This window comes from Nesterenkonia sp. PF2B19 (assembly GCF_001758425.2).
In the GTDB taxonomy this organism is placed as follows: Bacteria; Actinomycetota; Actinomycetes; order Actinomycetales; family Micrococcaceae; genus Nesterenkonia; species Nesterenkonia aethiopica.
In genome coordinates, this window is record NZ_MDSS02000025.1 from 20,197 (window position 1) to 35,051 (window position 14,855).

General features: G+C 70.1%; 15 protein-coding genes and 1 pseudogene. 11 read left to right on the forward strand and 5 right to left on the reverse strand.

The features are described from left to right. Window positions 1-118 precede the first annotated feature (118 nt). From BCY76_RS18095 to BCY76_RS09105, 4 genes are all read left to right on the forward strand, one after another. Entirely contained in the window at window positions 119-295 is a 177-nt protein-coding gene (locus BCY76_RS18095) for a hypothetical protein (protein ID WP_170922640.1), read from the forward strand. Continuing rightward, window positions 292-1,641, forward strand: a complete 1,350-nt coding sequence (locus tag BCY76_RS09095) for a PucR family transcriptional regulator ligand-binding domain-containing protein (protein ID WP_085437552.1) — start codon at window positions 292-294, stop codon at window positions 1,639-1,641. Before BCY76_RS18095 ends, BCY76_RS09095 begins: the two co-directional genes overlap by 4 nt. 37 nt (window positions 1,642-1,678) lie before the next feature. Continuing rightward, complete coding sequence (locus BCY76_RS18100; RefSeq protein WP_170922641.1) at window positions 1,679-1,879, forward strand: helix-turn-helix domain-containing protein; 201 nt, start codon at window positions 1,679-1,681, stop codon at window positions 1,877-1,879. Between the two features lie 156 nt (window positions 1,880-2,035). Next, entirely contained in the window at window positions 2,036-3,328 is a 1,293-nt protein-coding gene (locus tag BCY76_RS09105; RefSeq protein WP_083277656.1) for an MFS transporter, read from the forward strand. Window positions 3,329-3,348: 20 nt separating this feature from the next. On the opposite strand, the gene BCY76_RS09110 is transcribed toward BCY76_RS09105, so the two are convergent. Beyond that, a complete protein-coding gene (locus BCY76_RS09110; protein ID WP_070161374.1) occupies window positions 3,349-4,128 on the reverse strand; it encodes a GntR family transcriptional regulator in 780 nt (259 codons plus the stop codon). 198 nt (window positions 4,129-4,326) lie between these two features. Between BCY76_RS09110 and fbaA the strand changes: the two genes are divergently transcribed. Continuing rightward, window positions 4,327-5,349, forward strand: a complete 1,023-nt coding sequence (fbaA, locus tag BCY76_RS09115; protein ID WP_070161376.1) for a class II fructose-bisphosphate aldolase — start codon at window positions 4,327-4,329, stop codon at window positions 5,347-5,349. 155 nt (window positions 5,350-5,504) lie between these two features. Here fbaA and BCY76_RS19225 read toward each other — a convergent pair whose 3' ends face one another. Together BCY76_RS19225 and BCY76_RS19230 are read right to left on the reverse strand one after the other, a co-directional pair. Further along, window positions 5,505-6,233, reverse strand: coding sequence for a LysR substrate-binding domain-containing protein (locus tag BCY76_RS19225; protein ID WP_085437565.1), 729 nt, complete (start codon window positions 6,231-6,233; stop codon window positions 5,505-5,507). Next, window positions 6,217-6,675 (reverse strand): annotated as a pseudogene (locus BCY76_RS19230) (helix-turn-helix domain-containing protein); the annotation flags it as partial. The pseudogene BCY76_RS19230 and the gene BCY76_RS19225, both read right to left, overlap by 17 nt. A 129-nt stretch (window positions 6,676-6,804) precedes the next feature. Here BCY76_RS19230 and BCY76_RS09130 point away from each other — a divergent pair. The 6 genes from BCY76_RS09130 to phnE (BCY76_RS09155) all read left to right on the forward strand — a co-directional run bounded on the left by BCY76_RS09130 (window position 6,805) and on the right by phnE (BCY76_RS09155) (window position 12,679). Beyond that, window positions 6,805-7,536, forward strand: a complete 732-nt coding sequence (locus tag BCY76_RS09130; protein ID WP_070161398.1) for an aspartate/glutamate racemase family protein — start codon at window positions 6,805-6,807, stop codon at window positions 7,534-7,536. A 263-nt stretch (window positions 7,537-7,799) separates the two neighbouring features. Further along, window positions 7,800-8,387, forward strand: a complete 588-nt coding sequence (locus BCY76_RS09135; RefSeq protein WP_085437558.1) for an HAD family hydrolase — start codon at window positions 7,800-7,802, stop codon at window positions 8,385-8,387. Between the two features lie 331 nt (window positions 8,388-8,718). Next, a complete protein-coding gene (phnD, locus tag BCY76_RS09140; RefSeq protein WP_070161382.1) occupies window positions 8,719-9,705 on the forward strand; it encodes a phosphate/phosphite/phosphonate ABC transporter substrate-binding protein in 987 nt (328 codons plus the stop codon). 114 nt (window positions 9,706-9,819) lie between these two features. Continuing rightward, window positions 9,820-10,692 carry a phosphonate ABC transporter ATP-binding protein gene (gene phnC / locus BCY76_RS09145; protein ID WP_083277658.1) on the forward strand — a complete coding sequence of 291 codons (873 nt, stop codon included), beginning with the start codon at window positions 9,820-9,822 and terminating at the stop codon, window positions 10,690-10,692. Window positions 10,693-10,778: 86 nt separating this feature from the next. Beyond that, complete coding sequence (gene phnE / locus BCY76_RS09150; protein WP_237090062.1) at window positions 10,779-11,717, forward strand: phosphonate ABC transporter, permease protein PhnE; 939 nt, start codon at window positions 10,779-10,781, stop codon at window positions 11,715-11,717. Further along, complete coding sequence (phnE, locus tag BCY76_RS09155; RefSeq protein WP_070161386.1) at window positions 11,714-12,679, forward strand: phosphonate ABC transporter, permease protein PhnE; 966 nt, start codon at window positions 11,714-11,716, stop codon at window positions 12,677-12,679. Before phnE (BCY76_RS09150) ends, phnE (BCY76_RS09155) begins: the two co-directional genes overlap by 4 nt. 56 nt (window positions 12,680-12,735) lie before the next feature. On the opposite strand, the gene BCY76_RS09160 is transcribed toward phnE (BCY76_RS09155), so the two are convergent. Both BCY76_RS09160 and BCY76_RS09165 read right to left on the reverse strand, forming a co-directional pair. Continuing rightward, window positions 12,736-13,527 carry an ABC transporter ATP-binding protein gene (locus tag BCY76_RS09160; protein ID WP_083277659.1) on the reverse strand — a complete coding sequence of 264 codons (792 nt, stop codon included), beginning with the start codon at window positions 13,525-13,527 and terminating at the stop codon, window positions 12,736-12,738. A 46-nt stretch (window positions 13,528-13,573) separates the two neighbouring features. Continuing rightward, on the reverse strand, window positions 13,574-14,656 hold the full coding sequence (locus BCY76_RS09165) for an ABC transporter permease (protein ID WP_070161388.1): 1,083 nt from the start codon (window positions 14,654-14,656) through the stop codon (window positions 13,574-13,576). Window positions 14,657-14,855: the final 199 nt, after the last annotated feature.

A 14,855-nucleotide genomic window follows, 5' to 3' on the forward strand; every position in this document is an offset into this window, starting at 1 on the left:
GGCTGTGCGCCGCCGGGAGGCCCCCGTCGGCGAGCCTGGTGTCATGCTAGTGCGACGCATCACAGACGTCCTGGGACGAAACATCCTGTTCTAGCGTCTGCCGGGATAGAATGACCCGATGACGCCCGCGGACGAGCTGCCCTATATCGAGCAGCTGCGCTCTGAGGAGCACCGGCGCGGTCGCATCACGGTCGAGCTGGGCCGGCTCCTCGATGAGCGGGAGCTGCGCATCCGCTGCCTCCACCCGCAGGATCCCGGGTCCGTCCGGCGCATCCCGGTGGCCTCGCGCCGGTGATCGAACTCGACGACCCGCGGCGCTACCTGGCGGGAGATGAGCTGCTGCTGGTCACGGGGCTGGGGCTGCCCGAGGACCCGGCGAGCGTGGACCAGTACGTCGCGCGGCTGCGCGAGGGCGGGGTGGCGGCCCTGCTGTTCGGGATCATGCCGGTCCACTACGACGTCCCTCCGGCCTTGATCGCAGCCTGCAAGGCCCATGATCTGCCGCTGCTCGCCCTGCCCGAGGACGTGCCGTTCATCCGGCTCACAGTCGCGCTGGCATCGCTGCTGGAGTCGGAGCGGGTCGCCCAGGCCGCCGCCGCGAGCCGGGGCGTCATCTCCATGGTCACCTCGGCCTTCGGCTCACGTCCGGTCCGGCAGATCCTGGATCGCCTGGCGGAGGCCACCGGCACCGCAGTGCAGCTGCGAGGCAGACGGCTGATCGAGCAGTCCGGGACGCTGCCACCCGGCGTGGGTGAGGAGCAGCTGGAGCGTGCCTCCCGCCCTGAGGCGGGGCGGGAGCGCCTCCGCTTCACCGCCCTCCAGGCTCACGAGGACGATCCGCGCTCGTCGACGCCCGAAGCGGTGAGGCTGAGGCTCCGAGGCCCGGCGCCGGCGTCGGCCGCGTCCCCGGTCGTCTTGATGGTGGCCCCGCGCCCGTTGACCCAGTACGACCTGACCCTGCTCATGCTGGCAGGCGACCTGCTGGAGCTGATCCTGCGGGCCCCCGGTCGGCGCAGCGCCGCGGTCGACCAGCTCACCATGCGCCTGATCCTGCAGCAGGGGCGCGGTGCGACGGCACCGGCCCGTGCGGTGTCGGGGGAGGCCGCCCGGGGCGGCACATGGCGTACGCCGGAGTCCGGCGAAACGGCGGAGGGCCAGACCGCGGAGGACCAGACGGCGGAGCTCCTGAGGGAGGTGCTCGGCGTCGACGCCGACGGCTGCGCCTACGCCGTGGTCGCCGCACCACGCACCGTCCCGCCCGGGGTCTCGGAGGAGGTGACCGTGGACGGTCCTGAGGAGCTGGCCTGGTGGTCCACCCTCGTCTCAGCGGGCCTTGCCGACCGCGACGGGCGGCATCTGCGCGCCCTGGTGGCGACCCCGCCGTCTCGCCGTCGTCTGCGGCTCTGTGAGGACCAGGGGTGGGTGGTGGCGGTCAGCCGTGCCCAGCCCGTGGGTCGGCTCGGAGTCGCCATGGATGAGGCCGTGGCGCTGACCGCGGTGGCCCAGGCGCGGGGCGTCTCGGTCACCGCCGCGGAGTTCACGGCGGAGGACGCCGCTGCGGCGCGCACGCCGGGGCGGTGGGCGGCGGCGGTGCCGCAGGAGGCTCGGGCCGCGCTGGCGGACCGGATGCTCTCTCGCTGAGGACGTCGACGACGGCCGCCGAGAGGAGTGCCTGGAGGTGCTGCACTGCTGGCTGCTGCATCACGGCAGATGGGACGGTGCCGCGCGGGAGCTGGGGCTCCATCGCAACACCGTGCGGCGCGTGGTCGGCACCGCGGCCCGCGTGCTGCAGGTGGACCTCGACGACGCGCGCCACCGGGCAGACCTGCTCGCCGCACTGGATGCCCTGGGTCCGGAGAACAGCGGCTCCCGCGACTGAGCGTGCGGGGAGGTCCTGTACACTGTTCTGTCGGCCTGCGCGGGAATCCCTGCGTGGCTCGACTCTGACCAGTCTGTGTATCTACCTGGTGATGCTCATCGTGGAGCACGCCAAGGCGGCACTGCTCCATGTGTGCGCTGCAGGAGGTGCGCGACGATGACGACTCTCGACTCCGATCGCCGGAACGGCTCCCAGGACCAGTCCTCCGGGCGCGACGTCCCGGTCTTTCCCCCTGATGACGGACCCACCCTGGTCCGTGCGGCCGGCCCGTCCTTCTTCCCGATCGCCCTGATCGCGCGCTTCCCCTACGCGATGATGGTCGTCGGGGTGCTCACCTTGGTGGTCTCCGCCCGCGGCTCCCTCGGGCTGGGCGGCCTGACCTCCGCGATGGTGGGCCTGGGCACGGCCCTGTGCGCCCCGCTGGTGGGTGCGGCCGCGGACCGCTGGGGCCAGCGGCTCGTGGTGCTCGTGGTCGGGCTGGCCAGCACTGTGACGCTGCTGGCCATGGCCTGGGTGGCCTATTCGCCTCTGCCGGACTGGGCCGTGCTGGTGGCAGCGCTGCTGATCGGAGCGACCACCCCGCAGATCCCGCCGATGTCCCGCACCCGGCTGGTGGCCATCATTCTGCGTCGGCTGCCGGCGGCCCGTCAGAACCGCACCCTGAGCCGCACGATGGCCTATGAGTCCGCCGCCGACGAGGTCACTTTCGTCTTCGGGCCGATGATCGTGGGACTGCTGGCCGCGCTGGTGAGCCCGGCGGCCCCTGTGGTCGGGGCGGCGCTGCTGACCCTGGTCTTCGTGACCTCCTTCGCCCTGCACCGCAGTGCGAAGGAGGTGCGCCCCTCGGGAGGCGAGCCGGAACTCGTCGCCCCGGTGCGGGAGCTGTTCCACGGATCCCTGCTGACCGTGCTGGTGGGCGCGCTCGGGATCGGGCTGTTCTTCGGCTCAGTGCTGACCTCCCTGACCTCCTTCATGACCGACGCCGGCCACGGCGAGAGTGCGGGTCTGGTCTACGGGGTGATGGGGATCGGCTCGGCGGCCTTCGCCCTGGGTGCCGGACTGTTTCCGGAGCGGTTCTCGCTGCGGGCGCGTTGGCTGATCTTCGCCGGGCTGATGCTCGTCGGCACCGCGATGCTGCCATGGGTGACCGGACTCGGCGGCATGCTGGCGGTTCTGGGGCTGCTGGGCATCGGGCTGGGGCCCACCTTGGTGACGGTGTTCAGTCTGGTCTCGGCCCGCAGTCCGCGGGGACGTGCCGCCACTGCGATGACGGTGGCCACCACGGGGATCGTGGTCGGGCAGTCCTCTGCCTCGGCGCTGGTGGGCCAGATCGGCGAGCACGTGGGCACCTCGACGGCGCTGTTCGCCCCGCTGCTGGCGGCGGCCGTGGTGCTGGGGGCGGCGATGGTCAACTGGCGCATGGCGGCCACGGAGTCGATCGGTCGCTGACCTGCGCAGCTCGGGCGAGGTCAGTCGTCGTCGGCGGCGTCGGCCGCTGCCGCGGAGGCCGCACCGTCGTCTTCACTGGTGTCGTGCACCAGGGCCAGGACGTCTCGCACCAGCTGAGCGGTCCGCTCGGTGGCGGCCTTCCTCGCGGCCTCGGCCTGTGACCGGTCCTCGGCGCCCTCGAGGTCGTCGAGGTGGTCAGCGAGTTCGTCCAGCGCCGCAGCCCATGTGGGGAGCAGGCCCTCCACCGGGAACTGCCGGAACATGCTCAGGGTGCGCCGCAGGGTCGGGACGGCGACCCTGATCAGCTCGGTGTGGCCGGTCGCGCGGAACAGCGTGGAGGCGAAGGTGCGGTAGGAGGATTCCGCGGTGTCTCGGGTGTCTGACCGGCATGCCTGCGCCATGAGGCGCGCGGCGGCGGCGACGGCGCCCACGGGGCTCTCCGAGATCTCCGCATCGTCGTCCATCGGCAGCGGGAGGCGTTCGACGGCGATGATCAGCAGAGTGCCGAGCAGGTCGCTGAGCTCCTCGGCCTGCCGTTGGGTGAGCACGGAGACCCGACGTCGCTTGTTGGGCAGGGCTTCGACCAGACCCTCGGCCATGAGCGTGGCCACCGACTCGCGCACCGGGGTGATGCTGACCCCGAGCCGTGAGGCGAGCTCGGCGTCTCGCAGGGGAGCCCCGGGAGGCAGCTGCCCGGTCAGGATCTCCTCCCGAAGACGTTGCGCGACCGCCTCCCCTCGGGTCAGCGGGACGGCGAAGTCGTCGTCATGGGGGTCCCATCCGGAGGCAAGGTGTGTCATGGGTCTCACTCTATACAGGCGTTGTTCAGTGCGGTACCAGGAATCCCCGAGGTGACGGTCATGGCGTCACAGGCGGTCGCCTCAGCAGGTTACCCGGTATACCCGCGACCGATGTGAGCTGTGCCGCTCCCCGTGCGGGTCTGCGCGGCTAGGATGGATCGGGAGACCCTCTGACCCACGACTCGAAGGAGTTCGCCCGTGGCCATCGCTACACCGGACAAGTACAACGAGATGATCGACGCCGCCAAGTCCGGCGGCTACGCGTTCCCGGCAGTGAACGTGACCAGCTCGCAGACCCTCAACGCCGCGATCCGTGGCTTCGCGGAGGCCGAGTCGGACGGCATCATCCAGGTGTCCACCGGCGGCGCCGCCTACTGGTCGGGCGCCAGCATCAAGGACATGGTGGCCGGCTCGCTGGGCTTCGCGGCCTTCGCCAAGCAGGTCGCCAAGAACTACGGGGTCAACATCGCCCTGCACACCGACCACTGCCCGAAGGACAAGCTGGACGGTTTCGTGCTGCCGCTGCTCGAGGCCTCCGAGGCGGAGGTCAAGGCCGGGCGTGACCCGATCTTCAACTCCCACATGTGGGACGGTTCCGCCGAGACCCTGGAGGAGAACCTGCGCATCGCCGCGGAGCTGCTGCCCCGCTCCGCCGCGGCCCAGCAGATCCTCGAGGTCGAGATCGGCGCCGTCGGCGGTGAGGAGGACGGCGTGGAGAACGAGATCAACGAGAAGCTCTACTCCACGGTCGAGGACGCCACCGCCACCATCGAGGCCCTGGGTCTGGGTGAGAAGGGGCGCTACATCACCGCGCTGACCTTCGGCAACGTGCACGGCGTGTACAAGCCGGGCAACGTGAAGCTGCGCCCGGAGATCCTCAAGGAGATCCAGGATCAGACCGCCGCCAAGTACGGCAAGGACAGCCCGTTCGACCTGGTCTTCCACGGCGGCTCGGGCTCCACGGAGCAGGAGATCGCCGACGCCGTGAGCTACGGCGTGATCAAGATGAACATCGACACCGACACCCAGTACGCGTTCACGCGTCCGGTGGCCGGGCACATGTTCTCGAACTACGACGGCGTGCTGAAGGTCGACGGCGAGGTCGGAAACAAGAAGACCTACGACCCGCGCGTCTGGGGCGCCAAGGCCGAGGAGTCCATGGCGGCCCGCATCGTCGAGGCCGCGCAGCGGCTCGGCTCGGCAGGCAAGACCCTGCGCTGAGTCGCGTCCGGATCGGCTGACCGTCGTCGAGGGCCTCTCCGGCGCGGCGGCACCTCGGGAGGGCCCGTCACCGTCAGGTGGCGGGCCCTCCCGTGCGCCCGGGCGCTTCTCCTTAGGGGGCTTTTCCTTCGGGGCCTCCGCGTCGCGGGGGCCGCTCAGAGCCGGCCGCGCAGGGCGGAGATCAGCTCGTCGAGGCGGGCTGTGCCGGTCCAGCTCTCCGGGTGCACGGCCGTGATCTCCCGCGGGACCAGCTGCGGAAGATCGACGACGTCGAGCCGGTCCGCGAAGCCGGTGGCCCCGGGGGTTCGCAGGGCGAGACGGGGGATCAGGGCGACCCCGAGCCCATGGGCCACGAGTGCCTGGATGGCCTGAGGGTCATCGGTGACATGACGGATGGCCGGAGTGAAGCCGGCGGCCTCGCACACCTGGGTCAGATGCTGGGTGCACCGGCGGCAGCCGGCGACCCAGGGCAGGTCTTCGGCGTCGGCGAGCTCGCGGACATCCCGGTCCAGCCCCCACCGGCGCGGGAGGATCAGCGCGTGCCGGTCCACGCCCAGCACGACTGCCCGGTGGCCGGAGGGGATCGCCTCGCCGGGCCCGTGGCGGAAGATCAGGCGACGTCGACCGCCCGCGGCGCAGAAGGTCGAGGGCTTCCGGGGGCTCGTGCTCGAGGACCTCGAAGCCCCCTCCGCCTCCGCCGACCAGCTGCTCCAACGACGGCGCCAGCGCGCCTCCGAGCAGAGAGGGGAAGGCTGCGATGCGCAGCGTCTGGTCCACGGGGCTGACGGCGGAGCGCAGGTCCTCGAGGGCGCCGCGCGCCTGGGCGCGGATGGCTTCGGCGCGGCCGAGCAGGATACGGCCGGCCGGGGTGGGCACCACGCCACGGGTGGTGCGGGTGAGCAGCCGGGTGCCGAGGGAGTGCTCGAGGGTGCTGAGCTGTTGGGAGACCGCCGGCTGAGACCAGCCGAGTTCGACGGCGGCGGCGCTGAGGCTGCCGGCGGAGACGGCGCGTTCGAACAGCAGCAGCTTGCGCAGATCGAGCTGCTCCTCCTCGCCCCGGCGGGGCGCAGGATGCTCGTGATGATGGCGGCCGTGGCGGCCGATCCGGTCGCCACGGGGAGCCGATCCGGGGGCATCGACCTCGGGGAGAAGGTCATAGTCCGGGCTGACCTGCTCCCGCAGCGCCTCGGGGTCCAGCTCCGCGTCGGTGAACTCGTCGCCCAGGTCGACGGCGAGCGGGCGGGTCGCGGGGCTGGTCGAGTCGGCGGCGCCATTCCTGTTCTGGTGATTGTCATGGGCCGCGGCGATCCCTTCGGAGTCTTCCATAAGTCCAGCTTATGCCTTGGGGCATCACGACTGGGTCTACCGTTCATCACCCCAAGGAAACATGATGGTGATGTCGTCAGGGCGTGTGTGGCCTGCGCCGCCCGGGGCATCCACAGGGAAGGATTCATCATGCATCGCATCGGTCTGCTCGGAGGCATGAGCTGGCATTCCACCGTGCAGTACTACCGCGGCCTCAACATGGCTGTCGCTGACGCTCGTGGGGGCCACGCCTCGGCTCCGCTGCTCATCGACTCCGCCGACTTCGCCGAGATCCGCGCCCTCCAGGTCGCCGACCGCTGGGAGACGGCCGGAGATGTGCTCGCCGCCGCAGCGCAGCGGCTCGTCGCCGGTGGGGCGGAGGCGCTCGCCATCGCCACCAACCTGATGCACAAAGTCGCCCCTGCCGTGGAGGCGTCCGTGGACGTGCCGCTGATCCACATCGCCGACGCCGTCGCTCAGGAGGCTCGCCTCGCGGGTCATGGGACGCTTGGCATCCTGGGGACCGCCCGCACCATGCAGGACGACTTCTACCGCGCCCGGCTCGCAGCCCACGGGATCGACGTCGTCGTGCCCGACCCCGAGACTTGCCGGACGCTGGACCGATGGATCTTCGACGAGCTCACCCAGGGCTACTTCACCGATCCGGCGCGGAGCGACTTCCTCGCGGCGATGACGGCGCTGCAGGCCCGCGGCGCCGATGCGGTCGTGCTCGGCTGCACCGAGATCGGCATCCTGATCCCGCCGGCCGAGGCGCCGATGCCCGCGCTGGACTCGGTGGACGCCCACGTCTCGGTCCTGAGCCGTTTCTGCCTCCGCGGCGAGCTCCCCGCCGCCTCCCGGGCCGCACCCGTCGCGGGCTAGGCTGAGGCCTGTGACGACGACACCCTCCACACCGCGCCGCCGCCTGCTGCTCCTCGACTTCGACGGCACCGTCTGCCTCGGCGACGACCCCGTGCTCGCCTATGCTCGCCGCGTGGACGCGATCCTCGCCGCCCGGGGGGAGGAGGGAGGCGTGGAGGCCGCCGTCGCGCATGCCCTCGCCGTCGAGGACCTGCTCGCCGCCGACATCGCCTTCGATGAGACCGGCTTCCCCCGCGGCGTGGACCAGGAACCGGTCGAACGGGGTGCGGAGCCGCATCGAGCCCCCAGCGCCCACCCGGTCTCCTGGCCGGTCCAGGACGGCTATCAGCTGGTCCAGCTGCTGGCCCGCCAGCGGGGCCTCAGCGACGCCGGACGCCGGCCAGGCCTTCCTGGGCGGACGGGAGGACCTCCTGGCCCGCGGGCTGGGCACCACCGATGTCCACGCGCCCGCAGGCCTGGCCGAGCTGCTCGACGAGGTCCGTGCGGAGGCCGGCGTCGTGCTGGCCACCAACGCCCCCGCCGCCGCATTCGGCCCGTGGCTCGAGACGCTCGGGCTCACCGAGGCGTTCGACGCCGTCATCACAGATTCTCGGAAGCCCTTCGGCATGCCGGAGGTCCTGCGTCGGGCCGGGGAGCTGATCGGCGGGGAGGAGCCCGTGCCGGCGCAGGAGATCCTCTCGGTGGGGGACATCTGGCGCAACGATCATGAGCACCTCGCGGCCCTGGGCGGCACCACGCTGCTGATCGACAGATTCGCCACCGGACTCGGAGAGCCGGATCATCGCGTCCAGGACTTCGCCGATGCCGCGCCGATCATCAGGTCCTGGGCGCGAGCGCGCGCAAGGCGCTGACCAGCCCCGATACCTACTCGCAGGTCACGTGATGCCGCTCATGCCGACGTCGTGAGCGGCATCACGGGCTTCCGCCAGGCATGTGAACACTGTGTGACACCTGATCAAACGCCCCTTCCGTGGCTTGTGAGGCCCATCTCTCCGCTCTAGAGTGAGGATCAGACTCGCGCCCCGCGTCAGGTGCGGCGTGCCCGGATGAGGCTCTCGACACGAGGCTCAGGCACGCGGTGCCGCGGCTCGGGACGAGGAGCCTGCCGGACGGTGCACTGGGGGTCTCTATCGATGTGCAGGTCCGGCAGCCACCGGCATCATGATCGACAAGGAATCACTCATGCGCATCAAGACCACCTCCGCACTCGCCGTCGGCGGCGTGCTCACGCTCGCTCTGGCCGGCTGCGTCGCGGACTCCGATGACGGCGGCGACGGCGGAGACGGGGACGCCCTCGTGCTCGGCCTGGTCCCCTCGCAGGACATGGACCAGCTCGTCGAGGACGCCGACGCGCTGGCGGAGCTGCTCGCCGAGGAGCTGGACCGCGATGTCGAGCCGTACATCACCGACAACTATGCGGGACTGGTCACCGCCATGCAGACCGGGCAGGCCGACATCGGCATGTTCGGCCCGATCGCGCTGGTCCAGGCCATCGACCAGGCCGATGCCGAGGCCGTGCTCCAGTCCGTGCGCTACGGCTCCGACACCTACGTCACCCAGTGGTTCACCAATGATCCGGATACCTACTGCCTGGACGAGCCCGTCATGGCGGAGACCGGCCAGGGCTACGAGATGCTGTTCTGCAACGGCACCGACACCGCCGAGTCCGGACCGGTCGGGGAGGAGGCGCTCGAGCTGATCGAGGAGGGCGAGACCATCTCCTTCGTGGATGAGGGTTCCGCCTCCGGCTACTACTACCCGGCCACCCAGCTGGAGGTGCTCAACGGCTTCGACCCGCTCAGCGACATCGACGCCCAGTTCGCCGGGGGCCACCCGAACTCGGTGCTCAACGTCTACAACGGCGAGATCAGCATCGGGGTCAGCTTCGACGACGCCCGGGAGTCCGTGGTGGAGGAGCAGGAGGACGTCGGCGACGAGGTCGTCGTCTTCGCCTGGAGCGAGGACATCCCCAATGACGGGATCGCCCTCGCCGCTGACCTCAGCGACGAGGAGAAGCAGCAGATCACCGACGGCTTCCTGGCGCTCACCGAGTCCGAGGAGGGTCAGGAGGTCCTCTTCGACGTCTATGAGATCGACGACCTCGTGGAGGCCAACATCGACGCTCTCGACGCCGCCCGTGATGTGGCCGCGAACTTCGGCGACGAGTAAGCCCATCCGACCCCGTCCGGGCGACGTCGCCAGCCGTCGTCCCCCTGTCGCGGGAGGTCCGGACCGGCGCACCGCCGGTCGGGGCCTCCCGCGACACGGTCCACAGGAAACCCCATGATCAGATTCGAGAACGTCGACGTCGTCTACCCCGGCGGCTTCCCAGGCCTCAAGAAGGTCGACCTCAACATCGAGGCCGGAGAGTTCGTCGTGATCGTCGGCCTCTCCGGCGCGGGAAAGTCGACCCTCATCCGTACCATCAACGGCCTGGTGCCCTACACCTCGGGCACCCTCACCGTCGGCGACGAGGTCGTCGACCCCTCCTCCCGTCGGCAGCTGCGCCGCCTGCGTTCCCGGGTCGGCATGATCTTCCAGTCCTTCAACCTGGTCAGCCGGATCTCCGTGCTGTCCAACGTGCTGGTGGGTCGGTCGTCCCAGACCTCCTCCTGGCGTTCGCTGCTGGGCTGGTACAGGGCGGCCGACAAGGAGATCGCCTTCCAGTCGCTGGAGCGCGTCGGCATCGTGGAGAAGGCCTACAACCGGGCCTCCGCGCTCTCCGGGGGACAGCAGCAGCGGGTCGCGATCGCCCGGGTGCTCGCCCAGGATCCCGAGGTGATCCTCGCCGACGAGCCGGTCGCCTCCCTGGACCCGCCCACCGCGCACCAGGTGCTGCAGGACCTGCGACGCATCAACCGGGAACTGGGGATCACCACCATCGTGAACCTCCACCACCTGGACATGGCGCGCCGGTACGCAGACCGGGTGATCGGCATGCGCGGCGGGGAGGTCGTCTTCGACGGCCCCGTGGAGGCCGCCACCGATGCTGCCATCGAGGGCGTCTACCAGCGGTCCCTGACGGCTGAGGACGTCGCCCCCGACGCTCCGGTGAGCGTGGACGAGGCCCTGGGCGCCGAGGACGGACCCGAGGAAGGACCTGAGGTCGAGGGCGGCGGATCGGCCGCCTCACCGGCGGAGCGTGCTGGCCGGTGAGCGTCACCGTCACTGCACCGCCCTCCGCACCCGGGGGACCTCCGGCCTCCGGCGGAGCGGACCGACCGGAGAAGCCGCGTCCCAGTGTGACGGGCTACCTGGGCCTGGCCGCCGTCGTCGTCCTGCTGATCCTGTTCTTCCTGGCCACCTCCTCGTCCACGCTCGTCCTCGACATCGGTGTGGGTCGGGTGCCGCTGTATCCGGCGCTGGGCGCCCTGGCGCTGGTGGCCGTGCTGGTCCTGGGCTGGCGCACCCGCACCGGCACGCTGCCGATCCTCGGCGCGCTGGCCGTGATCGGGGTGACCTGGTGGGGCGGCTCCGGAATCGGATTCACGCTGTCCCCGCTGTGGGAGGACCTGCACCGCGCCGAACCGGTGCTGCAGGGATTCCTGAACCCGAACTGGGCATTCATCTGGCGGGTCTCCGACGCGTGGCTGGTCACCCTCGCCATGGCGGTGGTCGCCACCACCGTGGGGTGCTGCATCGGCCTGCTGCTGGCCATGTTGGCCTCCCCGGTCTCCAGCCCGAACACGGGGGTCTCCCAGTTCGTGAAGGCGCTGAACTCGGTGATCCGGTCCATCCCGGACATCGGGTACGGCCTGCTGTTCGTGGCGATGCTGGGCGGCACCGCCGGGGGCGCCGGACCCATGGCCGGTGTGCTGGCGCTGGTGATGTTCAACATCGGCATCATCGCCAAGCTGACCGGTGAGACCATCGACGCCGTGGACCGCGGTCCGCTGGAGGCCGCCGACGCTTCAGGGGCGAACCTGCTGCAGCGCGACCGGGTGGCTGTGGTGCCGCAGATCCTCCCCGGATACCTGTCCTACAGCCTCTACGTCTTCGAGCTGAACATCCGCGCCTCCGTGGTGCTCGGGATCGTGGGCGCGGGAGGCATCGGCTCGATCATCAGCGTGCAGCTCTCGCGCTTCGCCTATGAGAACATCTCGGCGATCATGATCGCCCTGGTGGTCGTGGTGCTGGCCGTGGACTTCCTGTCCCTGACCATCCGACGGAGGCTGACATGAGCCACTCCCACGAACCCGGCGGACAGTCGCGGAGCTCCTCCGGCGCAGACGACGGTCCTCGCTTCGCCCCGGATCGTCTGGACGCCCGTCCGGTGAAGCCCTCCAAGCTGGGGTGGAACCTGGGGATGCTGGCCTTCGGGATCCTCTTCATCGCGGCCATCTCCACCACGGGGGCGAACTTCTCTCGGCTGGCCGACTTCCCCGCGAACTTCCTCAACTACTCCACGCTGATGGTTCAGGGAGTCTTCCAGCCGCTGACCCCGGAGGTGCAGGCGGCGTGGACCACGGCATTCTCCGACATGCTGGAGTCGGTGCAGATCGCCTGGATCGGCACCGTGGTGGGGGCGCTGTTCTCCCTGCCCATGGGCTTTCTGGCCGCGCGGAACATGACGCCGCTGCCCCTGTATGCGGTGGTGCGGTTCATCCTCTCGGTGATCCGCGCGGTCCCGGAGATCGTGTTCGCCATCGCGGTGATGCTGCCGATCTTCGGCCTCGGGCCGCTGGCCGGCGCGCTGGCCCTGGGAGTGAGCTCCATCGGGACCCTGTCGAAACTCATCTCGGAGGCGATCGAGGGGGTGGATCCGGGGCCGCTGGAGTCCTCGCGCGCCGCCGGGGCCACCAAGCTGCAGATGATCCGCTGGGCGGTGCTTCCGCAGGTGATGCCGGAGGTGATCGCCATCTGGCTGTACCGCTTCGAGGTCAACATCCGGGCCTCGGCGATCCTCGGTGTGCTGGGGGCAGGCGGCATCGGATCCCTGCTCTCGGCCCTGTTCAACGTGCGTGCCTGGGACCGCATCGGCATCACCCTGGTGGTGATCATCGTGGTCACCATCATCATCGACCAGATCTCGGCCTGGATCCGTCACCGGGTCATCCACGGGGCGCCGAAGAAGCAGGTGAGGGCGTCGGTGCGTGCTGATGACTCCGGTGACGGTCCTGTGCTCGGCACTCCTCCGACCTGAGGAGACCCCACGGGATGCTCGCCGGTCGCTCAGCTGAGGCCCAGGGCTGGAGGAGCTCAGTTCCATGAGGTCTTTCCGGTGTCGGTCGGTTCGGGGCGGGACAGAGCGCCGTCACGCATAGTGGCCACGGCGTCGGCCACCGGCACGTACTCGGTGTCGTGGGTGACCATCACGGTGGCTACCTGATGCTCGGCCGTCAGTCTCGCGAGCAGCTGCACCACGGTCAGAGAACGGTCGTGGTCCAGAGCGGCCGTCGGTTCGTCCACCAGCAGCACCGACGGCGAGCCGATCAGGGCGCGAGCGATGTTGACACGCTGGCGCATTCCTCCGGAGAGCTCATGAGGTCTCCGTCCGGCGGCGTCGGTCAGGCCGACCTCCTCCAACAGGGCGTCGGCCCTGGCCGCGGCCGACCGACGGGCACCGCCCCTCATGTCTTCAGCAATGATGAGCTGCTCACGCGACGTCAGCGACGGCAGCAGGTTGGGCTGCTGAAAGATCATGCCGATCTCGTCGCGCCGCAGCCGGTCGCGGCCTCGGCGGCTGAGCTGGGCGGCATCGCGTCCGGCGATGCTCACCACACCGTGCTGAGGCTGGACCAGAGTGGCCGCGACGGCGAGCAGACTGGACTTTCCGGACCCGGAGGGACCGACGAGGGCGAGCATCTGACCCGCGCCGACGCGGAGCGAGACCTCGTCCAGAGCGGTGAGCGTCCCTGCGCCGTCCGGGTAGGTGAGGGTCACACCGTCCAGCTCGAGGGCTGTCGGCGCGTGTGCCGGGACGGTGCGGGAGCTGGTGTCAGAGGGAACGGCCGATGCCGTCTGGTCCGAGGTGAATGGTGATGTGGGCATGCGTGTTCCTATGAGGTGGAAGGGTGATGGACAGTGCGGGCGCGGATCAGCTGCCGCCGAGTGCGAGGAGGGGGTCCACCCGGGTGACCCGGCGGACAGCGAGAACGGCGGCGGCGAGCCCGGTGAGGAGGACTCCGGCCGCGGGCGCCAGAGTCGTCAGCATGGTGAGTTCGACAGGCGCTGCCCCGCTGGTGGCGAGACCGCCGGCCCACCCGGCGAGACCACCGATGCTCGCACCGAGAGTGAGCACCACGGCGGCCTGCGCCAGAGCATCGCGCAGCACATAGCCGGTGGAGGCTCCGAGAGCTTTGAGCACCGCGATGTCCCGGGTGCGCTGGACGGTCCACACGGTGAGGAACGCCGCGATCACCAGACCGGAGATCAGATAGAGCATGACCTGCATCAGCGTCAGCGAACCGTTCTCGGAGGAGTAGGACGCCAGCGCGTCGAAGCTCTCTGTGGGGGTCATGCTCCACGTGCCGGCGGCGTCATCCACCGCTTGCTCATCGAGGGTCGGGGAGGCGTCGTCCTGTGCGGTGATCGCCAGGACGGTGCCGACGGCATCGGCATCGCCGCGAGGGGAGAGCTCCTGCCACTGCGCCAGTGCGGTCCACATCACCGGGGTGTGGCTGTACCACTGGGTAGGAGTCACGGCGCTGACCGTGAGTTCCTGGCCGTTGACCGTCACCGGATCGCCGACTGTCAGCCCCAGGTCCTCGCTGATCTCTTCGGAGACCACCGTCTGATCCACACTCGGTGCCGCCTCGCCGTCTGGCGTCATTCGGGAGTCCTCGGCGAGTCCGATGACGGCCACTGAGACCGCGTTCCCGGCCTCGGCCGTGGTCTGGCTGATGCCCAGCGGCTCCGCGTGGGCCACGCCTTCGGCCTGCTGCCACGTCTCCAGCTGCTCAGCGTCGACGGAGGACTCTGTGTAGCTGGGCTCGCGCTCGTCATCCCCGAAGGCGATCCGATCCGCCGGCAGCGAGTCGATCGCGGCGACGTTCTGTCGCGCCAGTCCGGAGGTCAGCCCGGTGAGCATCACCAGCAGCAGCGTGATCAGGGCGACCACTGTGCCCATCAGTGCGAAGCGCCCGCGGGCGAAGCGGACTTCGCGAAGTGCCAGATACATCAGGATCTCCGATCATCGTCAGGGGTGTTCCGACCTCGCTGGTCGGTCGGGGCGGCGGACATCCGCCGTGTCTTCCTCCACTCTCCTTCGCGAGTGCGGGTTCCCCATCGCCTGGGTGGTGGAGCCTCGGCCTCCGAAAGGTGGAGGTGCCGGTCAACCGTTCGGTTGATGCCCTGATGTCTTCGCCCGCATACGATGG